Here is a 21,718-nt window from a genome sequence, read left to right on the forward strand (position 1 = left end):
TTAGAACTAACTTTTTATTCAAAAAAACGGCTCTGTATTCAGATTTTATGTGAATAAATTCTTGAGCGATCGCAACGTAATCATACTTTTTATAATTGATATTAAAAATCTCTTTTAGAGCAGCTTCAATTTCATCTGTATTCTGGCATAAAAAAACGTTATGTCCACTCGAGCCAGAATTCCTTTTAACAATCACGGGTGTTTGAAATTTTTCTTTGATTTCTAATATAATATCTTGAAAGCTTGGGAATTTTAAGTAAATCTTATACTGGAGGTCACAAAAAGGAGAAAGAAAACCTACTGTCCGAGGAAGCTTGACTTTTTTCTTTAAAATATGGTAAGTGTATTCCTTGTCTTTGATAATTTGTGCTACTGCTTGATTTATTATCGGAGTACTATAATTACAAAAATAATGTTGTTTATTATTCAGTTTTACTTTGACTAAGTTTTCAGCCGGATGAATAATTTCATAGCTGATATTTAATTTTTCACAAGCTTTGAGCAATAGCGAAAGGTTATCTAACATAAACACTTGATGTTAAACGTCCAAAATAAGTTTTTACATTAATTATTACAAAACATATACTTTGCCTGAATTAACATCCATCAATTCAACGCTTTTTATAATCTGCTTTACGAATTACGTTAGCGTAGCGATAGCAAGTCCGCGTTGGCGTAGCCTCTCGCAGAGAACGTCATTACGAATTACGTTAGCGTGCGGTAGCGAGTCCGCGTACTCTTACAGAGAAGCAAGCTACGCTTTTAGCGTCTGTCTTTGCTACGCAACGCTACCGCGAACGACACGCTGCGCGTAGCTTGTCCTCCGCCAGGAGTACGTAGAGAGCGTCATTACGAATTATTTTAACTTGTTGTTTGCCGTTTAAAAATCACTATCTCATTACCAACAACTGGGTTACGCGCTATCAGCCTATCTTGGGAGTCGATAATTTCTAAATGGGTAAAATCAAGTTCTTGAGAGCGTTGTAATATCTTAGCAGCTAGTTTGTCCTGCTGAGATTCTTTGAGAGTGTACCAATCGTCACTAATTTTGACAGTTAGATTACTCGTGCGGAAGTTAGCTTGAGTTGACTTTATCAGACCAGAGGCAATGCGATCGCTAATTTCGACTACCTGATTTTCAATAGCCGCAATCAAGGCTTGTTCTGGTGTCAATTCTCTGGTTGGTGTCGGGGTTGGGGTTGGCGTGGGAATTGGTTCTGGTTCCGGTTTCAGTTCTGGCGGCGGCGTAATTTCCTCTGGTGGCTGTGGTTCTGGTGCAGTTAACTCCGGTGGAGGAGTTATCGTTGGTGTCGGTGCAGGAACTTCCGCAACTGGGGGAACTATTGCTACTTCAGTCGGTTTCCCAGTAAATACAGTTGTAGTTGTCCAAACGAGAATTACAGCAATTCCAGTCACAATTCCCGTCAAAGCTGTATCTGATAACTTTGTTGACAAATTTGATGGTAAAAATAAGCGGATTGTTCTTAACAGTCCACCCCATCGCAACTGAAGCTGCTGGAAAAAACTGGGTTTTTCCTCAGTACCCGGTGCTGGTGCTGTCTCCAGTTTCTCTACCGTTGTTTCTAAAACCCCAATCGTCCCTTGGAGAAGTTGGATAGTTTTAGCCTTCCAAAATGGCTGAACTCTCTGGTAAGGTTTTTGGGGAGGTTGAGTTATCCGCTCATCCGTCGGTTTTGATTGATTGTCTTGTGACATGGAACTTTCACCAAAAGCAGCGAATCAAAGACAAACAACGTACATTATTACTGTGTGCTGCCTCTTTTGCCTTAATGTATCACTTCATTGCACATTGCTTCAGCTAAACTGACTATTTATTAAATTTGGTAAATTATGAACCTGAAACGCCGTCAATTTTTATTCTTAAGTAGCCTCGGTGCTATTGGTACAGGATTTTTCGGCTGGATGTTAGCTGATCAAAATCATCAAAATGCTGATATTAGCGATTCAACAACAGCTATAGCCGCCAAGCCAGCCAAAAAAGACTTGTTATTACGTTTTGTGTCTGTAGCAGATACCGGGACTGGGGCTAAAGGACAGTATGCTGTGGCTGGAGCGATGAATGCTTATCACAAGCAAAATCCTTATGATTTAGTAGTTTTAGCTGGTGACAACATTTATAATAACGGCGAAATTGAAAAAATCGGCGAAGTTTTCGAGCGTCCCTACCAAGCTTTGCTAAAGCAAGGTGTGAAATTTCAGGCTTGTTTAGGTAATCATGATATTCGTACTGCCAATGGTGATCCACAAGTCAAGTATGTCGGCTTTAATATGAAGGGACGTTACTATACATTTCGGCGTGGAATTGTGCAATTTTTTGCTTTAGATACTAACAGTAATGCTGATTGGGAAAACCAGCTAAATTGGTTACAAAAAGAATTAAGTCTTAGTAATGCTCCTTGGAAAGTGGTGTTTGGACATCATCCGATTTATTCATCGGGTCAGTATGGGAGTAATCCAGATTTTATTAAAACTTTCACTCCTCTATTTCAAAAATACGGCGTTCAACTTTACATCAATGGCCACGAACATAGTTACGAGCGTACTCGTGCTATTGATGGTACAACTTATTTAATATGTGGCGCAGGTGCAGGTAATCGTCCTGTAGGGCGTTCTGAGTGGACAAAGTATTCCACCAGTGATTTAAGTTTTGCTTCTTATCAGGTGTATAAAGATAGAATTGAAGTAAGTGCGATCGCTACTGATAATCGTGTTTTTGATAAAGGTATTATTCAATTAAAATCAGCTTAGTTACATGACTCAGCAAGAACTCCCTTCTGCACTCAACAATATTGTAGAATCATCTCAAACACCAGACGCTCTATTTTCTGCACTGTTACCAATAGATTTTGACCCCTCTCCAAACCTCTCCCCGTTGGCGTCAGCCTGTCGTCAGACAAGCGGAGAGAGGCTTTGAAAGCTAGTTACAGTTTTTCTCTATTTGTATGAAACCACCCTGCCTTCCCGATGCGGAAAGGGAGAAAATTCAAAGTCTCTCTCCTAGAAGGAGAGAGATTTAGAGAGAGGTTTTCCAGATACCATGAAAAGTCGGGTAGTAAATTACGTTCAGCGTTGTTAAAACTATGAAAGTCAAGCGCTTGAAAATGCAAGCCTTCCGTGGAATCGGAGATTTGACGCTGGAGTTTGATGAAACAAGTCCAACGGTACTTATTGGTATCAATGGCGTGGGCAAATCTAGTATTCTTGACTGTCTGGCTATACTCCTATCTCATTGGATAAGTAGAAGCCAATTTGACATTAGCGCTGAACGTTTTTTTAGAGAAGATGATATCAAAAACAAATATAAAAAAACGCACAACCAGATTACAGTTTTACTCTTATCTCGGCAATTAAGTTGGTCTTTAACCACACCTCGTAAACAAGAAACTACAGAAATAAGCAATGACCTTACAGAGTTATTAGCTGCAATTGAAGATGACGATATATATAATCAATTAGAAGGCAGTGAAAACACCAATATCCCTCTGGCAGTTTACTACCCTGTAAATCGAGCAGTTTTTGATATTCCCTTAAAAATCAAGGAAGATATAGCTCAATTATATTTATATGCGTATGACAAGGCACTAACAGGGATAAGTGTTAATTTTGGTCACTTATTTCAATGGTTTAGAGAACGGGAAGATTTGGAGAACGAAGAACGGCGAGATAACCCTGCTCACAGAGATAAACAGCTAGAAGCAGTACGACAAGCTATATATTCGTTAATTCCTGATTTTTATAACTTACGTGTCCGTCGTTCTCACCTCAGAATGACTTTGCAAAAACAACGTGAGGAACTTATAGTTAATCAGCTATCTGATGGCGAAAAATGCTTGCTGGCTATGGTGGGTGATTTAGCAAGACGATTAGCGATCGCTAACCCTAGTTTACCAGATCCACTCCAAGGTAGTGGTGTTGTTTTAATTGATGAAATTGAACTCCACCTACACCCAAAATGGCAACGAGAAATTATTCCTGCTTTGACAAGAACATTCCCCAATTGCCAATTTATTGTCACCACCCATTCGCCTCAAGTAATTAGCCAAGTCAAGCCGGAAGGAATTTATATTTTAGAAAAAACAGACGAAGGTGTTGTTGCTAAAAGACCAGAAAGTTCTTTTGGGAGAGACAGTAATCGTATCTTAGAAGACCTCATGGGTGTTCCAGCACGTCCACAAGAAATTAAAGATCGTTTACATGAGTTATTTAGACTTATTGATGAAGGAAATCTAGATAGTGCTAGGCAATTATTGCAGGAAATTGCTGACATTATTGGACTAGATGAACCGGAATTAGTAAAAGCAAGTGTATCTATTCGACGCAAAGAGATTTTGAAGCGGTGAAATACATCAAAAAAAGTGAGGAGCCAGAAAGTTTTACCATTTGGAAAAACCTAGCAAATGAGGATTGGCAACCAAGCTGGGACAACTTCAGCAAACCACAAAAAATCGATGTACATGATTCTTTGTTACAAGAGCAAGGTTTTATATGTTGCTATTGTGGAAGGCGTATTACCAAGGATATTAGCCATATTGAACATCTAAAGCCTAGAAAAACTCATCATAACTTAGTACTGGAATATACAAATCTGTTAGCTTCATGCCAAAGAGAAAGAGAACGTAAAGAACCTCTGTACTGTAGAAGCAAGAAAGATGAATGGTATGACGAAAATCTCATGGTTTCGCCTCTAGATATAAACTGTGCTGAGTTCTTTAGATATACAGAAGATGGACAAATTCTCTCAACAGAAGTTCTAGAGAAAAAATCTGCGGCCGACACAACAATTGATAAGCTTGACCTGAATATTGATAAGCTAAAAAAAATGCGTAGTGATGCCATAGAAGGTATCTTGGAAGGTTTTGAGGAACTCACAGAGGATGACCGAGAAAGATTACTCCAAGCTTTCTGTCAACCAGATGACAATGGGCAAAATGAACAGTTTTGTGCTGCTATTGCGTATATCCTTAAGAATTATTTTTGAGTTAGTGAAGTAAGCGCGATCGCCTTACCATAGTTCCTGTGTAATTTTTAGGAAAAATTGTATGATTCTTGAGGCAGTTATACTTCCTGTTAAACCTGGTCTGGAATCCAATTTTGAAACTGCTTTTAAAAAAGCTTCTAAAATTATTTCCTCAATGGACGGATATTTATCCCATGAATTACATAAATGTATAGAAGTCAAAGGTAAATACTTATTACTTGTAAAATGGGAAACTTTAGAATCTCATACTGTCGGATTTAGAAGTTCTGTTGAGTATCAAGAGTGGAAAAAACTTCTGCATCATTTTTATGATCCATTTCCCACTGTTGAACACTTTGAAGAAATTGAAATATGAAAAACAAGATCCCCGACTTCTTTGAACAATCGGGGATTTGTGACTGTATAAGCAACAGATACCTCGAAGTCATGTTGAGGTACTCCAAAATCGTGTTGAAGTACTTAAAAATCGTTTTGAGGTACTCCGAAGTCGTGTTGAAGTACTTGAAAATCGTTTTGAGGTACTCCGAAGTCGTGTTGAGGTACTCCGAAGTCGTGTTGAGGTACTCCAAAATCGTTTTGAACTACTCCGAAGTCGTGTTGAAGTACTCCGAAGTCGTGTTGAAGTACTCCAAAATCGTTTTGAGGTACTCCGAAGGCGTGTTGAGGTACTTCAAACTTTGTCGCACCGCGATCTAAGTACAAAGGTGCGTAGGCGTAGCCCGCCGTAGGCATCGCTTTCATAAATCTCCACAAACAAAGGGATGTCCGCTACAATTATTCTTAACCGAACCGTATTGGTATCACTCTACTCGTTGCAACTGCGCTACTCTTGGGTCAACAATTTTTTGTCCCAAACTGGCAAATTTAATTGCCACAGACATTTTACTACCCGTTCCGAAAACATGGGTGATTTCACCAAGCCCAAAAGTTTTATGTAATACTCTCTCGCCTACTTGCCAATTCTGCGTTGTGTTTTGTTTCGCACTAGAAGTAGAGGCACTTTTGGTATAACTTTGACGACTCAGACGTTTAGTAGTTAATAATTCTTCTGGTAATTCGTCGAGAAATTGCGATCGCATCGCAGGTTCACGAGAACCATACAAACGACGTTCCCGCGCGTGTGATAAAAATAACCTTTCTTGGGCGCGAGTTATCCCCACATAACACAGGCGGCGTTCTTCTTCCAAAGATGCGGGATCACTCAGCGATCGGTAGCCGGGAAATAGCCCTTGTTCTAATCCCACCAAAAACACTACGGGAAATTCCAAACCTTTAGAAGCGTGCAAAGTCATCAAAGAAACGGCTGTCTGTCCTTCTTTTAAATTATCCAAATCGGAACTGAGGGCGGCACTACTCAAAAAATCTCGCAGGGAAACCTCTTCGTTTTCTTCTTGAAATTGCAGTGCGGCGTTGTAAAGTTCCTGAACGTTTTGTACCCGATCCGTTGCTTCATCTGTGCCTTGATTCATCAAGTCTTGAACGTAACCAGAATCTTCTAGTATTCCTTGCAAAACCTCAGTCACGGGAAGCGTACCGATTTGCCCTTGCCAACGGCTAATCATTGCGGCAAAACTATTTACAGCTTTTGTCGCCCGTCCAGCTAATGTATTAACTGATGTTTCGTCGCTGAGTATTTCCCACAGGGTTGTCCCTAATTGTTGGGAGGCATTCACCAAAGCATCAATAGTAGTTTTACCAACTCCTCGCCGAGGAGTATTGATGACTCGTAATAAACTGACTGTATCAGATGGGTTAGCGATCGCTCTTAAATATGCGACGACATCTTTAATTTCTTTGCGATCGTAAAATCTCATTCCCCCTACAACTGTGTAAGGAATTTGATATTTCACCAACAATTCTTCAAAGGGGCGAGATTGGGCGTTTGTCCGATAAAGTATTGCAAAACTGCCCCAGCTTAACTCTGGATTTTGGTTTTCTAAAGTGCTAATTTGATTAATCACAAATGCCGCTTCTGCAAGTTCTTCATCGGCTTTGTGACAAGTAATCTGCTCACCCGGTCCCCGTGTCGGTTTGAGGATTTTATCAATCCGTTGGGTGTTATTTTCAATCAGTTCATTAGCCGCTTGCAGAATGTTTTCACAAGAACGATAGTTTTCTTCCAGCTTAACCATCGTTCGGGTGTCATCATCTACCAAACCATCACCAAAGTCTTCTTGAAATCCCAGTAAGATGGTGAAATCTGCCATCCGAAAGCTGTAAATGGATTGATCTGCATCGCCGACAACGAAAACTGAGCGATTTTCCCATTTCCATTCACTCTTTCTGGTTTCGCCATTAGTCACTAATAAATGAATAAGTTGATACTGAGTGCGGTTAGTATCCTGATATTCATCTACGAGGATATGGTGAAACTTGCGATGCCAATAACCCAATACTTGCTCATTTTGCTGAAATAATCTAGTCGGTACAAGAATTAGATCATCAAAGTCGAGAGCATTATTTTCTGCTAACTTATCTTGATATAAATTGTAGACTTGAGCAATTACCCGTCCGCGATAATTTGGTTGATCTTGCTCAAATTCTTGAGGTGATAAACCTTGGTTTTTAGCATTACTAATAGCGTAGCGGACAGAACGAGCGTCAAATTTCTTATCGTCTAGATTTAGCTGTTTATTAACGATTTCTTTAATCAGAGTCATCACATCTGATTCATCAAAGATAGAGAAATTCCGATTCCAACGCCGTCCTTTTTCGTCTACGTATTTTTCAATATCAAAGCGGAGAATGCGAGAAAATAGACTGTGGAAAGTGCCACACCATAAGTCTTTGATCGTGTTTTTGTAAACTTGCGATCGCAATTGCGTTTGTTGATATTCTGTTAACAAATCAAAACGCTGACCGTGTTGTTTCATTGCCAGTTGTTCCGCAAACAGCCGTTGAATCCGGTCTTTCATTTCCCGTGCGGCTTTGTTGGTAAAAGTAACCGCCAGGATATTTTCTGGATCAACACGGTGTTTCAGAATTAGATTCGCAATGCGATAAGTCAGCGCTCGTGTTTTACCGGAACCTGCGCCAGCAACAACTAGCAACGGGCCGCAGTAGTGTTCGACAGCTTGACGTTGACTAGGGTTAAGGTGACTGAGAAAGTCGATGGTTGTTGTCATGGATGTGAAAAAGCGATCGCAGCAGCGCTATTGCCCAGGTTACAACATCCTAACGAAACTTGGTCAATAAAGATTGTTTCTTAGTGCCATTCGATTCATTTACTAATACCACTAATTTTCCTGTTGTTTGATTAGACTCCATATATTCGTGTGCTTCAACAATCTCGTCTAGATGAAAAACACGGTCTATATTGACCCGGTTTTGCCCTACTTCTACACCATCAATAAATCGTTGCAAGTGTTCAATAGATAAATCTTCAGTACCTCCGGTGTAAACGGTCAATCTTACCGTATGAGGAATATCATCCATTGGCGAAAAGTCGTTTAATGTCCAGGCGTTACCCAAAATACCGGTCATGCAGAGAATGCCACTAGGGGCAACACATTGCAGGGAATCCAGCAGGGTAGAGGTTCCTACCAGTTCCAAAACGCGATCAACCCCCTTGGGAAAATTCTGACGGATAGAGGTTGCGATCGCTCCTGTATCTATTACAACGCGATCAACCCCATTTGCTTGCAAGGCTTCTACTTTAGAAGGATTGCGAGTAGTCGCCACAACGGTTAGCCCCAGTTCTTTGGCAAGGTGTGTTGCCGCCATACCAACTGATGAAGTACCCCCCCGAATTAATAGCGTCTGCCCAGCCTGCACGCCCAAACCAGACATGAGAGAACCGTAAGCTGTCTGGAACATTTCTGGAATGGCTCCTAACACTGACCAGTCGAGGTTACTCTTAATCGGAAATACGCAGGCTTGCGGGACACAGGTGTATTCGGCATAGCTGCCATCAAACGCTCGTCCCATACCTCCCATAATCGCTGCTACCTTCTGACCGGGCTGAAATGGGGTGTCAGGGGCGGCTTCGACAACACCAACGCACTCAATTCCCAAAATTCGGGGAAGTTGAACACTGGGAGAGTGCCCTTGACGCGTGAACATCTCAGAACGGTTTAGCCCAAAGGCTTTGACCTCGATTAACACCCATCCAGGCTGAGGAGATGGTTTTGTAATCTCTTGTAACTGAAGGGCTGTCGGATCACCGGGAGATTCTAAAACAATTGCTTTCATAACGTTAATCAGAGACTAAATTAGCTCGTTCTATGGCGTGAAACCCAGTTTTTGGATGAACACCATCATAGAAGGGTTTGTTGCTTGTAAGCCGGAGCATTTATGTTTACAAGCTGTTACCTCGACTTTATCCATTTTTTGGCAACGCTTTAGCTGACGCTGAAAGCTTTGTATGACCGTAGTTTTACTTTTTAGTTTTCACCTAAAATCAGTGATATGGAAAAAGTTTTTGCCAAAAAGCTAGGGTTTTGCCGATACAAGAGATCCAAGTTATTAATTTTGGATAAAGTCGAGGTTACAGCTAGTACCTCTGCGCGGAAGTCAAAAGTCAAAAGTCAAAAGTATTGTATTCCAAGCTTTTGCGCCATTTGGAATGGTATGTTTATTTCCGCCGTGATCTACTAGCTAATTGGATGCCTGTGAAGAGGCAAACAAATACCGATGAATTTTCCAATTGCCGTTCTCCTGCTTGAAGATAAACATCTCATTATTTCCTTCAGACGTAGTTTTATTGTCGGCTAAAACAGTTGCCGTGCCTGATGATGAGGTGCGAGCATAGGCAAATTCCCCCATTGCCTCTACCTCATGGAGCGTAAACTTGACCTGGAGTTGGATAGTTTGAAAAATTTGCTTGTAGGTATCAAGAACTGCATCGCGTCCTACTTGAGCAGGTGCAAACTGGGGCATGAATATCGGATCACTGCTGTAAAGTTCCAGCGCCGCATTCGCATCTGACGCATTCAAAACCTGCTCATATTGCTGAAGAACTTCTTGAATCTGTTTCATAGATACTTTCCTAAATTGAGGTTTTTTAACCTACTGAGCAGTGTACATATTCTTAGATTTGATGGGTAGTGGGTAAAATTGAGAAACATTTTCTCAAATATGGAAAGATAAAATGGACTTCAACTCGGCTGCTTTGTTTGTCAAAGTGGTTCAGTATGGCAGCTTTTCGGAGACTGCCCGACGGACAAATACCCCGGTGGCAACCGTGAGTCGGTGGATTGCGGAACTGGAAAAAGACCTCGGCATTCGACTGTTAGAACGTTCTACACGCCATTTACGAATGACTCAAGCAGGTACAACGTTTTATGAATACGCGGCTCGCGGATTCGAGGCGTTTGAAACTGGCTTGTCTATCCTTGAAAATCAGCAGCAGGAACTGACAGGGACACTACGGCTCTCTCTGCCGCCTGCATTTCTTCCTTGGCAAGAACTACTACATGAGTTTCAAGTACGCTATTGCAAAGTCAAGCTCGAAATTTTTATTACTGAACGCAAGATCAATTTGATTGAGGATGGTATTGATGTGGCTTTAAGAGTTGGTAAACCCAAGGATAATCAGACAATTACCAGGAAGTTGGGTGAATATCGTCATCAGCTCGTTGCTAGCCCAGATTTTCTCGAAAAATATGGTGAACCTTCCCAACCAGAGCAACTTCTCACAATGCCTTGTGCGAGTTGGAACACCCGAACTGATGCGAGAAAATGGTCATTAGGAGATGAGTCTATCCAGATTGCTCCCAGTTTGCAAGTCAATGATTATCTTCATCTCCTGAAGTTAGTTCTAGCTGGTGCATGTGTTACTGAACTGCCCCCTTTCCTGATCAAAGAGCATCTAGCTAGTGGACGGTTGAAGACATTACTGGAAGATTATTCGTTACCCACTCAACAACTAAATCTGCTTTATCCATCCTGTAAGCAACTATCTCGTTTGGTCAGTACTTATATTGACTTTTGTACTGAGTGGGTTGATTGCTTGTTTCAATAGTAAGAAACTTTTACTGACAGAATTTACAACCCAGATTCCGCACCATAAAGTGTCACAGGGCGATCAAGACAAGTAATTAGTACTGATGAACTAAAAGGGAAAGAGATTGTCCCGACAATACGTTAACTTTTCTACGTAGAAAAGTTAGCCGCTAGTTATTCCTGCGCGTTGTGTCGTAAAATCAGCGACGGGGAATCAAACATCAAAAGATGGTGGGCAAACTCTCACTTGTTCTGTTGTTAACAGAGCTTACAGCTATTTTCAATTAATTTAACTACAGATTTTCGTAGGGATACGGCAATGTTTCCTAGCCCGTGGTTTATTTGCTTGAAAAACGCTGTAATACTTAACTGAGAGTATAGTCACCAATAAGACTATTCACTCCTTAAGTACCTAATTGACATTGGGTAGCAATACACGATACATCATGATTGAACCGTTAGATTTTTAAAGATGAAAAATTTCTTTAATTGCAGGTTTCACCAGTATAAAGAGGGGTGGATATGGATTTTAGCTTAATTGTATCTAACATTTTGAATCCGCCAATCTTGTTTTTCTTTTTAGGCATGACTGCTGTTTTTGTCAAGTCTGATCTGGAAATTCCCCCACCAGTGCCGAAACTCCTGTCGTTGTATCTGCTGTTTGCCATTGGTTTTAAAGGAGGGGTAGAACTAATCAAAAGCGGACTGAATCAGGAAGTACTTCTAACGCTCCTGGCAGCAATGATGATGGCTTGTTTTGTGCCAATTTACACCTTTTTTATCCTGAAGTGGAAACTGGATACTTACGATGCGGCGGCGATCGCAGCAACCTACGGTTCTATCAGTGCCGTCACTTTCATCACTGCTGGCGCTTTTCTGAATGAGCTTGGTATTCAGTATGATGGCTACATGGTAGCAGCTCTTGCACTGATGGAATCTCCAGCAATCATTGTTGGTCTGATTTTGGTGAATATATTCACCGCCGATGAAAAGCGGGAGTTTTCTTGGTCGGAAGTTTTGCAAGAAGCATTTCTTAATAGTTCAGTTTTTCTACTAGTCGGTAGTCTGTTGATCGGTGTATTGACAGGACAACGCGGTTGGCTAGTATTAGAACCCTTTGCTCAAGGATTGTTTTATGGCATTCTCACCTTCTTTTTACTCGATATGGGACTAGTCGCTGCTAGAAGAATTAAAGACTTGCAAAAAACCGGAGTTTTCCTGATTTTATTTGCGATACTAATTCCAATACTGAATGCAGGCATTGGGTTAGCGATCGCCAAATTTATCGGTATGCCTCAGGGAAATTCGCTGTTATTCGCTGTATTGTGTGCCAGTGCTTCTTACATTGCTGTCCCAGCAGCGATGCGGATGACTGTTCCCGAAGCAAATCCTAGCCTATATGTTTCTACCGCTCTAGCAGTAACATTTCCGTTCAATATTATTGTGGGAATTCCGTTATATCTCTACGGAATTAACCTATTTTGGAGGTAATAATATGCACGTAGTTAAAAAGATAGAAATTATCGCCAACTCCTTTGAACTTGCCAAAATTTTAGATAGTTTAGACAAGTCGGGTGTACATAGCCATGCCGTAATTAGAAATGTTGTTGGTAAAGGATTACGAGGAACTAGTGAAGATTTAGACATGACCATGCTTGATAATGTTTATATCCTTGCGTTTTGTATGCCAGAAGAACTCAAGCGTGTTGTCGAAAATATCAAACCACTTCTCAACAAGTTCGGAGGTACTTGCTACGTTTCCGATGTGATGGAGATTCGTTCTGTCAGATGTGTCGCATCGATTTAAGGGAGTGATAAATTCAATGAAGCATTTCATGGAACGTCGTGACTTTTTGAAGTTGGGAATGACCGGGGCGTTTGGAATGATGCTAACCGCTAGCGATCTACTCTGGCAGGTTGAACAGGCTAAGGCTGCCGAAATACCCTCAACTTCCCCTGAATCCCTCAATCCCGATGCAGCGTTACAAAAGCTGATGGAGGGAAATCAGCGATTTGTTGCTCATCAACCCCAATATCCCGATCAAACTGCGCTGCGGTTGCAGGAAGTTGCTCAAGCTCAACATCCATTTGCAACTATTCTTAGTTGTGCGGATTCACGAGTACCCGCAGAAATTGTTTTTGATCAGGGCATTGGGGACATCTTTGATGTTCGGATTGCCGGAAATATTGCCACACATGAAGCGATCGGCAGTATTGAATATGCGGTTGTTTTGTTAGGTTCTCCCCTGCTGATGGTGATGGGTCATGAGCGTTGTGGGGCTGTAACCGCAGCTGTCCAAAACGAATCCTTACTCGGTGATATTAGTACTTTTGTTAAGGCAATTAAGCCAGCCGTGGAAAAGGTCAAGAGTCAGCCGGGTGATGCGGTTGAAAATGCTGTGGTTGCAAATGTGCAATATCAAATTGAACGGTTGAAGCGATCGCAACTTTTAACTGAGCAGGTGCGATCGGGCAAATTGAAAATTGTCGGCGGTCGTTACGACTTGGATACGGGCAAAGTGAGTATCATTACTTAATTCGGCATTTGAGTGCTGAGTGGGGAGTGCTGAGTGCTGAGTGCTGAGTGCTGAGTGCTGAGTCCTGAGTCCTGAGTGCTGAGTCCTGAGTCCTGAGTGCTGAGTCCTGAGTCCTGAGTGCTGAGTCCTGAGTGCTGAGTCCTGAGTCCTGAGTGCTGAGTCCTGAGTGGGGAATCTCACTTCTTTACTCAGAACTCGGAACTCGGAACTGTTTTACCCAATGCCCAATGCCCAATGCCCAATGCCCAATGCCCAATGCCCAATTCCTTCAATCCTGCACAGTCATTGGCAGACGAATTGTGAAAGTAGAACCGACTCCCGGCTGACTTTTGACAATAATCTCACCACCCATCATTTCGCAAAAGTGGCGGCTAATTGCCAACCCCAGTCCCGTACCTCCATACTTTTTCGTAGTGGAGGTATCTCCTTGTGTAAAAGGTTGAAATAGCTGCTGCTGTTGACGGTGAGACATACCTATACCTGTGTCGGTAACGGTAAAAGTAATCATACCCAAAGGTGCCTCTGGTCGGAATTCATCCTTTTCTATGTTGACTGTCAGCGTCACCTTGCCATTTGTAGTGAATTTACTGGCGTTGCTGAGTAAGTTTAATAATACCTGCCGCATCCTAGTTTGATCGGCGTACATGGTGCCAAGTTGCTGATCAAAATCCACTTCTAAAACATTGGCATTTTTTTCTATAGCTGGTTTAACTGTGAGGACGACGTTATGAATCAGCATCGCAATCTCGAATATCTCTGGATAGAGGGTCATTTTCCCGGCTTCAATTTTTGATAAGTCGAGGATTTCGTTAATCAAGTGCAGTAGATGTTTACCAGCAGAGTTAATTGTTTCTAAATCTGTGATGAAGTCTGCCGATAAACCAAGATCGGTGGCATCGTCTTCTAAAAGTTGACTCAAGCCAATCACAGCATTTAATGGTGTGCGTAATTCGTGGCTGACATTGGCCAGAAATACGCTTTTTGCCTTGCTAGCAGCTTCGGCTAATTCTTTAGCTTGTTGTAGTTCTTTTGTTCGCTCAGATACTCGCTCAATCAGATGATTTAGAGATTTGGCGAGTAAGCCAATTTCATCTTCAGTGGTGACGGGCGCCCGCAAATCGAAATTAGATTTTCTAGCAACTTGCTCTGCTACTTGGGTGACAATAATAACTGGTTCAGCGATCGCCCGACTGGTACGCCAAGCAACAATAGCTGCGATCGCTACCGAAACCAGCATACTGATGATTACGATCAATCGCTCAACTATTTTTGCCTCATAAACGGCTTTTTGCCTTTCTTGCTCTTGATCTTCAGCCGTTTGCAGAATGTTAGTCAAGTTTTGCGAAAGCTGGTCTAGCCGCATGGCTGTTTCACCAGCCATAATTGTCAATAACTGCGATCGCGCAGAAGAAATTTGCTGAGGCTGCACTTGTTGGGAGTCAATTTTCTGTAAGACGACCTCGATTTGGTCAACGTAAGCTTTTAAATTAGTCTTGTAATCTAGCAATAACGTCTGTAAAGTCGAACTTGTTGCTGCTAGTCTTTTAGGTTTACTATCGATAAATCCGGCAATTTTTGACTCTAATTGTTTAGCTTTTTCAACATTCTTCAGAAAATCGGCTTTTTTGCTTTTTAGCTGTTGTGAATTTTCCAATACAGCAACTAAGTTAGAGCTATGTAATTGCGCCCCGACTACTGCATCTTTATAATTACTCAGTAGTTGTCCTTGTTCATAGGCTTGATTGAATTGCCTAACTTCCTTTCCTCGGTAGTAGTTGGCGATCACTAACCCAGTCAGTGAGCCAAAAAAGCCAATTCCAATCGCTACAAAGTACCCATAGCCAATTTTTTGATGGATGCGCCAAGAACTGGCTTTGAGTTTCCCTCGTGAGGGAAATTCTATAGTCGGGAGTTCGTCTGTCGATGTCTCTTCGGCTGACACTTTTTTGTTTTCTGAACTGTTGTCAATAGGGGTTGGCTTTGGAGTTGGCATTTCTCAAACCTCTTTGCCTTCCCGCAAAAATCACTAAATCAGTCTAGCTTGTGCAAACACTTTAATTGGTGATTAACATCTAGATTATCTTCTTTTATAGCAAGAGCAAATAATTGCTTACTAGATAATTAGTATAACCTTATATAGTCTGAGTTGTTTTGATAGCAATATTGCTAAGTAAACTTACTGATAGCGAATAGAATTCACTTTTTTCAGCCGCAATGAATAATTTTCTGTACTAAGGAATAAGAATTAAATAACATACAATTTATGTCCCTGGCTTACCTCACCCTCAATCCCTCTCCTTATAAAAGAGAGGGAAGCTAGAGACAGGATGAAGTTTTCCATTTTATTTAATCTACGTTCCTAAAGACCTGTTTAAGACCGTCTTCCGATTACCACAGCACTTTCCTCAATATACAGTTGATAGCAAACAGTTCTTGGCATCAGCTATGCCACTACTCTACCTTACTGCTTCCTGATAAAATTAATACAATCAGGAAAAAAACAAAAGCTTTGATATTCGCTGGGCATTGGGCACTTGTACTGACTTGTACTGACTTGTGCCGAGCGTTCGCGTAGCGTCTCGTAGAGAAGTCGTACTCCTGGCGGAGGACAAGCTACGCGGAGCGTCTCGTAGAGAAGTAGCGGCGTCGTTGGCGCAACCTCTCGTAGAGAAGTATGGGGCATTGCTTACAGGACTTACGCAAACAATAGCTGAAAAGAATGATTTTTTTCTTCGGGGCAATACCCATCTCCTCCAAAGCACGCTACCGCGTAGCTTGCTTCGAGGTTCGCGCTACACGAACAATTTTGAATTGATTTCTTCCTCATCCTAAGCACAGATATCATAAAATCCGTTAAAAGTCTAGTCTATGTGAATACACAAAAACTTGTATTACGTATTAATATCAATAGCAATGCGTTAATTGACCAACGCGGCTTAAGATAGCTTTAATATCAGATAAAATCGGCTTTTAGGCTTATATACTTATATAAATGAGAGGTAGACTGATTTTGGGATGATTTGGACTTAAATTCAGTACGATTATGAGCAAATGACACGGAATCACATAATCACAACCTGAGGATTGCAGTTGATTCCAAAAAATCCAACTCAGGAAGTTGATTATAATACATCCTGCTGCATTCTGAGTTCTATCTTCCTACTGACTTTCTACCTTGTAGTTGATGCAGTAGATATTACGGGACAGTTATGATTATAGGACACTAAAACCTTTTTGTGCCCTTCACACAATTGTAGTGATGCACTTTTGCATTACCTAATCAACAGCCTTTTGGTTGTAATTATCCAGATTAGAAAAACTCAACTGTCAAATTTATGGGAGTTAAAATGCCAGAACAAGAATTTACCGAAACCGCATCCAACGAGACAACAGTGGCAGAGATCAACAACCAAACGGCTATGATCACCAAACTCCAGCCTCCCGCGCAGTCTCAAGACGAATGGCTAAAATACGGGGAGCAAATTTCTACCTTTTTAGCAACATTGCCAGAATATGTGGGAAGCTTCTTTAATCAATATAAGCAACCCCTAGTAACAGTTGGTTTAATTCTGGGATCAATTGTTGGGGTTAAAGTACTCTTTGCAATATTAGATGCTTTGAATGATATCCCCTTGGTAGCACCTACTTTTGAGTTGATTGGTATTGGTTATTCTGCCTGGTTTATTTACCGCTATTTACTCAAAGCCTCAACCAGGAAAGAGTTAACTGGTGAAATCACCGTTCTTAAATCACAAGTTGTCGGGCAAGAAATTCCAGAAGCTTAATATCTAATTATCGCTTCTCTATAAGACGCTTGGTGTAGCTTGCTCCTGTGTAAGACTAGGCTGTAATTCCCAATCACCGAAGTCTGATCGCCGGAAGTCGGCGGTCAGACTTGTCTTAAAATTCCCTACGAAGTTCATTGAGACAAACCTCTGGCGGACAATTTCCCCTTTGAGTTCGGTTTTGGAGATATTTTGGGCGATGCCTGGGGCGGGCTACGCCGAAGCACAATGTTTTGAGATGCGATTAAGGGCAACTTGCCGCGTTTTACTAAAGCTTGATGAATCATTGCCGCTACTTCAGCCCGACTAGCTACTTTGTTAGGAGCAAGGATTTGTGGATTTGGATAGTTAACTACCAGACCATTAGCTGTAGCAGTGGCTATTTTCTTAATAGCATAGGTTGGAATATTTTTAGCATCTTTATAGACACTTAAAATCTGATTTGGGGAAGTGGGTGCTTTAAAATTGAACCCACTAACAAGGGCAACTAAAACTTGCACTCGTGAAATATTTTGTTGTGGTTTAAAGCTTTTTTTCGGGTAGCCTTTGAGAAATCCGGTAGTGATGGCTTGGTCAATTGCTGGAGTTGCCCAGAATTTTGCTGGTACATCTTGAAATGCGATCGCAGTCTTAGACGGTTCTTGGTCAAAGGCTTTTTGCAGTATAGCAGCAAATTCGGCGCGGTTTACAGGCTGATTTGGCCTAAAAGAATAATCAGGAAACCCTTTGAGAATACCACGGGAAGAAAGAACGTCTATAAAAGGCCGACCCCAGAAGTTTTTGGGTACATCGTTAAATGCAATTGGCGGCGGAATGATTGATTTTGGTTTTGCCGGAGTTACCAAAGGCAACGCAAATGATGTAATTGATGACTCAAGTCCTATTGAAGAGGATACAGGTGTCTGTGGTTGTGGGGATTGAGTTGGAATTACCTGAGCAGATGGTAACACTGGGCGGGAAGGAGTTGCGCTTTTAATTGGGAATGAAGGTGTCTTGGGTTCAAAAACAGCCGCAGGACTAGAATAGGGCAAGACGTTGTTGGGGACTATATTTGGTTCTACCTTTAGATCAGAGGAGGGCAATACTTGCTTTGGTTGAACACTAGAAGACGGAGTGGAGTCAGGCGACAGTAGCCCGTTTAAGTTCCAGCTAGAATCTCTGCGAGACAATGACCAAAAAAGAATCGCTCCGATAGTGGCGAAGGCAACCAGAATGGCTATAAATTCATCAAAGCCAAGGGCAGTTCTTTGGGATGACTCTGGTTCGGAAGGAGGTCTATTTGTCATCGTAATTACCCTGATAGCAGTAAATTTTGTGTCTAAACAAATTAAGCCACAGATTTAATTCGTAATTCATAGAAAAATATTACACTTCTGGTTCAACGCCGAGCGATGTCTAACGACAAGCCGCTCCGCGTCTAGGCAATTGGGCAGTTAGGCGATCGGCTCTTTGACGTTCCTGTTCTGCTCCTTTTTCCGGGGGATCAGTTAAGCGCCAGTAAATGCCTAAGTCCTGACCAATACAATATTGGTCTTCAGGATTTAATTGCTTGAGGACAGGTGTAATTGAGTCCGTCAGTAAGATGCTTTGAGGATGTTCTTGCCAATTTTTGCCTCCGGCACGCTCCGCGAACACAAATGTGCCATCAGACTCAGGAAGTTCAGTATGGTCGGGGAAAGGAGTGAGGGCGGTGGATGGATCGGTTGCAGAGGTCATAATGCTACCTTTGCACTCTTTGTAAAGGTTATTTTTAGTGTAGCTTGCGATCGCACTTCTTTATATTCTCCACCCAGATGATAAATCGCACGCCAGTTGCTTGCAAGAGATTAAAACGATTTTCACTTTCAAAGGTTAGTCTTAGTAGATACCTAAATCGAAATCGGATTTAGAGGGTGACAAAATGTAAAATATTAACTTATTCTTTACCTATCTTTCTAAAAATCAGGATGTCTTGTGCCAGAAGAACTCAGTTACCAAATTTCACCGCCATTTTTGTCTGTTGGTAGCGATCGCGATCTTGATGTAGAGTCAACCCTCCAAGAACTACCAATGTACAACTTCCCAGTGGAAATCAACCGCACTGGTATGGAAGTGGCTCATTTTCTAGAAAAATACCCCCTGCTACCAGGAGTCATTTTGGTAGAACAGGGAAAGTTCATTGGGATGATTTCGCGGCGGCGACTGCTGGAATTTTTGATTCGCCCCTATGGACAAGAGTTATTTGTTCAGCAACCATTAGCCGTTCTCTACAGCTATGCGCGGATACCGATATTGCTGCTGGCTGATTCAACATCGATTTTAACTGCGATGCAACTTAGCTTAAAGCGATCGCCAGAATTATTAGCAGAACCAATTGTAGTACAAACAGAATCTGGTGCTTATAGATTGTTAGATGTCCAAGAATTAAATATTATTTCTTGGCAAATTCGCGGAATCGACAATTTGGTACGCTATGAACGCAGCCAAGCCCAAATGATTCAAAATGATAAAATGGCAAATCTGGGACGTTTGGTAGACGGCGTAGCGCACGAAATTTTAGACCCAGTAGGTTTTATTTGGGGTAATATAATTTATGTCTCAACCTACAGCCAAGATTTACTCAAGCTGATCGCGGCTTATGATCAAGAGTTACCATCAGCTTCCCAGGCAATTAATCAGGTTAAAGAAGAGATTGAATTTGATTTTTTAGAACAAGATTTGTCGCGATCGCTTGCTAGTATCCGCACAGGAGCGGAAAGATTAAAAAAACTTGTTACCAGCTTACAAAACTTCTGTCACATCGACGAACTTTATCCCAAACCAGTAGATTTACACGCCTGTATAGATAGTATTATTTTATTAATTAATAGTCGTATTCAAGGAGAAATTGAAATTGTCAAATACTACGGTCAATTGCCGCCAGTGTATTGCTTTATGGGGCAGTTAAATCAGGTTTTGATGAATATTTTAAGCGAAGCTGTGGATACTTTACTCAATGAAGCCGTGCGACAGCAGTTGCATCTAGAAGATACTAAGACTCTTCAAAAACCCCGAATTGAGATTACCACAGAAGTTATTTCGCAAGAAGCAAGCAACCCAGATACACCAGATTCCCGCTTGATCTTAATTCGCATTGCTGATAATAGCCTTGGAATGTCTGAGGAGTTACAACAGCAAATTAGGGAGTCTTTTTCTCTGGAAACAAAGACTGGTAAAAATACTAGTTTAGCTGTAAGTTATCGAATTATCACAGCCAGACACGGCGGTAAATTAAATTTACGTTCCCAGCTAGGTGTAGGCACTGAATTTGAAATTTTATTGCCTTTAGTTTGATTGATTCTAAATTATGAATTATGAATAAATTTTTGAATAGCCATCATTATATTACGTTAAATTACTTCACAAACTTGCTGCTGGATAGGAATTTGAACCACAAACTCTGTTCCTTTTCCAGGTGTCGAAAAAAATTCTAACTTGCCGCCATGTTTTTCAGTAATGATTTGATAGCTGATAGCCATTCCCATTCCTGTTCCCTTACCAATAGGTTTTGTTGTAAAGAAGGGATTGAAAATCTGTTTTTGAATCGATTCGGGAATTCCAGATCCATTGTCAGTAATGGCAATTTTTACCCATTGTGAATTAACGACAGAAGTACGAATCATGATGCGACTGGGATTAAGCTGGATTTCTTGATAAGTGCGTTTGGCATTGAATTCTTCGAGCGCATCGAGCGCATTTACTAGAATGTTCATAAATACCTGGTTGAGCTGTCCAGCGTAACATTCTAGATTGGATAAATTGCCGTAGTCTCTGATGACCTGAATTTCTGGACTTTTGTCAGTAGCTTTGAGGCGGTGCTGCAAAATCATCAAAGTATTGTCAATGCCTTCATGAACATCCACCGCTTTGATCTCACTTTCATCTAGGCGGGAGAAGTTACGCAGTGAAAGCACAATGTCCCGAATACGCTCCGTCCCGATATTCATTGAGTGCAATACCATAATCGCATCTTTTTCTATAAACTCTAAATCGATGGTTTTCCGTTCGGTTTGAATTTCAGCAGGTGGGTTGGGAAAGTAACAGTGATAAAGCTCGACTAGTCGTAATAAGTCATGGGTGTATTGGCTAATATAGCTGAGATTTCCGTAAATAAAGCTAACGGGATTGTTGATTTCGTGAGCAATACCAGCCACCATTTGACCCAGGGCAGACATCTTTTCGCTTTGAATCATTTGAGCTTGCATATTATGCAACCTATCTAATGTATTTTCTAACTCTTGGCTTCTGTGCTGCAAGTTTGTGCGAGAGTCTTCTAACTCACAAATGACTTTCTTGAGTAAAAACTCTTTTGTTTCAATGTCAGTTTCTAGCTGACAGCGTTCAGTTTCGCAGCGTTTCAGCTTTTTTTGCAAGATCCGGTTTGTCTTTTTCAATTCTTGGATTTGTATGGAATCATCTTGGTTATCCATAGACCA

19 protein-coding genes and 1 pseudogene are annotated in these 21,718 nt (G+C 41.3%); 10 read left to right on the forward strand and 10 right to left on the reverse strand.

The window, feature by feature from the left end; genetic code table 11:
- Both V7K15_RS18155 and V7K15_RS18160 read right to left on the reverse strand, forming a co-directional pair.
- On the reverse strand, positions 1-526 hold a 526-nt coding region (locus V7K15_RS18155; RefSeq protein WP_442949693.1), incomplete at its 3' end, for an ATP-grasp domain-containing protein.
- Between the two features lie 335 nt (positions 527-861).
- The gene (locus V7K15_RS18160) at positions 862-1,716 is read right to left on the reverse strand and encodes a hypothetical protein (protein ID WP_334907338.1); all 855 of its coding nucleotides are present in this window, start codon (positions 1,714-1,716) and stop codon (positions 862-864) included.
- Positions 1,717-1,851: 135 nt separating this feature from the next.
- Here V7K15_RS18160 and V7K15_RS18165 point away from each other — a divergent pair, with 135 nt between their 5' ends.
- The 4 genes from V7K15_RS18165 (at position 1,852) to V7K15_RS18180 (ending at position 5,354) form a co-directional block, all read left to right on the forward strand.
- Positions 1,852-2,769 carry a metallophosphoesterase family protein gene (locus V7K15_RS18165; RefSeq protein ID WP_334907340.1) on the forward strand — a complete coding sequence of 306 codons (918 nt, stop codon included), beginning with the start codon at positions 1,852-1,854 and terminating at the stop codon, positions 2,767-2,769.
- A 332-nt stretch (positions 2,770-3,101) separates the two neighbouring features.
- The gene (locus tag V7K15_RS18170) at positions 3,102-4,361 is read left to right on the forward strand and encodes an AAA family ATPase (protein WP_334907342.1); all 1,260 of its coding nucleotides are present in this window, start codon (positions 3,102-3,104) and stop codon (positions 4,359-4,361) included.
- Complete coding sequence (locus V7K15_RS18175; protein WP_334907344.1) at positions 4,358-4,999, forward strand: retron system putative HNH endonuclease; 642 nt, start codon at positions 4,358-4,360, stop codon at positions 4,997-4,999. The genes V7K15_RS18170 and V7K15_RS18175 overlap by 4 nt, the downstream gene beginning before the upstream one ends.
- Before the next feature lie 61 nt (positions 5,000-5,060).
- Positions 5,061-5,354 carry an antibiotic biosynthesis monooxygenase family protein gene (locus tag V7K15_RS18180; protein WP_334907346.1) on the forward strand — a complete coding sequence of 98 codons (294 nt, stop codon included), beginning with the start codon at positions 5,061-5,063 and terminating at the stop codon, positions 5,352-5,354.
- Between the two features lie 104 nt (positions 5,355-5,458).
- On the opposite strand, the gene V7K15_RS18185 is transcribed toward V7K15_RS18180, so the two are convergent.
- The 4 genes from V7K15_RS18185 to V7K15_RS18200 all read right to left on the reverse strand — a co-directional run bounded on the left by V7K15_RS18185 (position 5,459) and on the right by V7K15_RS18200 (position 9,976).
- A complete protein-coding gene (locus tag V7K15_RS18185; protein ID WP_334907348.1) occupies positions 5,459-5,740 on the reverse strand; it encodes a hypothetical protein in 282 nt (93 codons plus the stop codon).
- Positions 5,741-5,799: 59 nt separating this feature from the next.
- Positions 5,800-8,124, reverse strand: coding sequence for a DNA helicase PcrA (gene pcrA, locus V7K15_RS18190; RefSeq protein WP_334907350.1), 2,325 nt, complete (start codon positions 8,122-8,124; stop codon positions 5,800-5,802).
- A 49-nt stretch (positions 8,125-8,173) separates the two neighbouring features.
- Positions 8,174-9,190: a zinc-binding alcohol dehydrogenase family protein gene (locus V7K15_RS18195; RefSeq protein WP_334907352.1), complete on the reverse strand. Its 1,017-nt coding sequence runs from the start codon at positions 9,188-9,190 to the stop codon at positions 8,174-8,176.
- Positions 9,191-9,595: 405 nt separating this feature from the next.
- Positions 9,596-9,976, reverse strand: a complete 381-nt coding sequence (locus V7K15_RS18200) for a YybH family protein (protein ID WP_334907354.1) — start codon at positions 9,974-9,976, stop codon at positions 9,596-9,598.
- Positions 9,977-10,088: 112 nt separating this feature from the next.
- On the opposite strand from V7K15_RS18200, the gene V7K15_RS18205 reads away from it, so the two are divergent.
- From V7K15_RS18205 to V7K15_RS18220, 4 genes are all read left to right on the forward strand, one after another.
- A complete protein-coding gene (locus tag V7K15_RS18205; protein WP_334907356.1) occupies positions 10,089-10,961 on the forward strand; it encodes a LysR family transcriptional regulator in 873 nt (290 codons plus the stop codon).
- A 503-nt stretch (positions 10,962-11,464) separates the two neighbouring features.
- Positions 11,465-12,433, forward strand: a complete 969-nt coding sequence (locus V7K15_RS18210) for a sodium-dependent bicarbonate transport family permease (RefSeq protein ID WP_334907358.1) — start codon at positions 11,465-11,467, stop codon at positions 12,431-12,433.
- 4 nt (positions 12,434-12,437) lie between these two features.
- Positions 12,438-12,749: a P-II family nitrogen regulator gene (locus V7K15_RS18215; protein WP_334907360.1), complete on the forward strand. Its 312-nt coding sequence runs from the start codon at positions 12,438-12,440 to the stop codon at positions 12,747-12,749.
- Between the two features lie 28 nt (positions 12,750-12,777).
- On the forward strand, positions 12,778-13,479 hold the full coding sequence (locus V7K15_RS18220) for a carbonic anhydrase (RefSeq protein ID WP_334907461.1): 702 nt from the start codon (positions 12,778-12,780) through the stop codon (positions 13,477-13,479).
- 268 nt (positions 13,480-13,747) lie between these two features.
- On the opposite strand, the gene V7K15_RS18225 is transcribed toward V7K15_RS18220, so the two are convergent.
- Positions 13,748-15,472, reverse strand: a complete 1,725-nt coding sequence (locus V7K15_RS18225) for a sensor histidine kinase (protein ID WP_334907362.1) — start codon at positions 15,470-15,472, stop codon at positions 13,748-13,750.
- Positions 15,473-16,826: 1,354 nt separating this feature from the next.
- Here V7K15_RS18225 and V7K15_RS18230 point away from each other — a divergent pair.
- Entirely contained in the window at positions 16,827-17,264 is a 438-nt protein-coding gene (locus tag V7K15_RS18230) for a CAAD domain-containing protein (RefSeq protein ID WP_334907364.1), read from the forward strand.
- A 134-nt stretch (positions 17,265-17,398) separates the two neighbouring features.
- Here the strand turns inward: V7K15_RS18230 and V7K15_RS18235 are convergent, their stop codons facing one another.
- Together V7K15_RS18235 and V7K15_RS18240 are read right to left on the reverse strand one after the other, a co-directional pair.
- Positions 17,399-18,550 (reverse strand): S-layer homology domain-containing protein, encoded by a 1,152-nt coding sequence (locus V7K15_RS18235; RefSeq protein WP_334907366.1) that lies wholly within the window; start codon positions 18,548-18,550, stop codon positions 17,399-17,401.
- A 175-nt stretch (positions 18,551-18,725) separates the two neighbouring features.
- Positions 18,726-18,980 (reverse strand): annotated as a pseudogene (locus V7K15_RS18240) (Uma2 family endonuclease); the annotation flags it as partial.
- A gap of 237 nt (positions 18,981-19,217) precedes the next feature.
- Here V7K15_RS18240 and V7K15_RS18245 point away from each other — a divergent pair.
- Positions 19,218-20,576 (forward strand): sensor histidine kinase, encoded by a 1,359-nt coding sequence (locus V7K15_RS18245; protein WP_334907368.1) that lies wholly within the window; start codon positions 19,218-19,220, stop codon positions 20,574-20,576.
- A gap of 56 nt (positions 20,577-20,632) precedes the next feature.
- Here V7K15_RS18245 and V7K15_RS18250 read toward each other — a convergent pair whose 3' ends face one another.
- Positions 20,633-21,712, reverse strand: coding sequence for a sensor histidine kinase (locus V7K15_RS18250; RefSeq protein ID WP_334907370.1), 1,080 nt, complete (start codon positions 21,710-21,712; stop codon positions 20,633-20,635).
- Between the last annotated feature and the right edge of the window lie 6 nt (positions 21,713-21,718).

Source organism: Nostoc sp. (genome assembly GCF_036919815.1).
Taxonomy (GTDB): domain Bacteria; phylum Cyanobacteriota; class Cyanobacteriia; order Cyanobacteriales; family Nostocaceae; genus Nostoc.

Excerpts from the sequence above, each read along its gene's own strand:
- V7K15_RS18180 (WP_334907346.1), top strand. The coding sequence starts at position 5,061 with ATGATTCTTGAGGCAGTTATACTTCCTGTTAAACCTGGTCTGGAATCC.
- pcrA (WP_334907350.1), bottom strand. The coding sequence starts at position 8,124 with ATGACAACAACCATCGACTTTCTCAGTCACCTTAACCCTAGTCAACGT.
- V7K15_RS18235 (WP_334907366.1), bottom strand. The coding sequence starts at position 18,550 with ATGACAAATAGACCTCCTTCCGAACCAGAGTCATCCCAAAGAACTGCC.
- V7K15_RS18160 (WP_334907338.1), bottom strand. The coding sequence starts at position 1,716 with ATGTCACAAGACAATCAATCAAAACCGACGGATGAGCGGATAACTCAA.
- V7K15_RS18215 (WP_334907360.1), top strand. The coding sequence starts at position 12,438 with ATGCACGTAGTTAAAAAGATAGAAATTATCGCCAACTCCTTTGAACTT.
- V7K15_RS18230 (WP_334907364.1), top strand. The coding sequence starts at position 16,827 with ATGCCAGAACAAGAATTTACCGAAACCGCATCCAACGAGACAACAGTG.
- V7K15_RS18250 (WP_334907370.1), bottom strand. The coding sequence starts at position 21,712 with ATGGATAACCAAGATGATTCCATACAAATCCAAGAATTGAAAAAGACA.
- V7K15_RS18225 (WP_334907362.1), bottom strand. The coding sequence starts at position 15,472 with ATGCCAACTCCAAAGCCAACCCCTATTGACAACAGTTCAGAAAACAAA.
- V7K15_RS18220 (WP_334907461.1), top strand. The coding sequence starts at position 12,778 with ATGGAACGTCGTGACTTTTTGAAGTTGGGAATGACCGGGGCGTTTGGA.
- V7K15_RS18195 (WP_334907352.1), bottom strand. The coding sequence starts at position 9,190 with ATGAAAGCAATTGTTTTAGAATCTCCCGGTGATCCGACAGCCCTTCAG.
- V7K15_RS18185 (WP_334907348.1), bottom strand. The coding sequence starts at position 5,740 with ATGAAAGCGATGCCTACGGCGGGCTACGCCTACGCACCTTTGTACTTA.
- V7K15_RS18170 (WP_334907342.1), top strand. The coding sequence starts at position 3,102 with ATGAAAGTCAAGCGCTTGAAAATGCAAGCCTTCCGTGGAATCGGAGAT.
- V7K15_RS18205 (WP_334907356.1), top strand. The coding sequence starts at position 10,089 with ATGGACTTCAACTCGGCTGCTTTGTTTGTCAAAGTGGTTCAGTATGGC.
- V7K15_RS18200 (WP_334907354.1), bottom strand. The coding sequence starts at position 9,976 with ATGAAACAGATTCAAGAAGTTCTTCAGCAATATGAGCAGGTTTTGAAT.
- V7K15_RS18210 (WP_334907358.1), top strand. The coding sequence starts at position 11,465 with ATGGATTTTAGCTTAATTGTATCTAACATTTTGAATCCGCCAATCTTG.
- V7K15_RS18165 (WP_334907340.1), top strand. The coding sequence starts at position 1,852 with ATGAACCTGAAACGCCGTCAATTTTTATTCTTAAGTAGCCTCGGTGCT.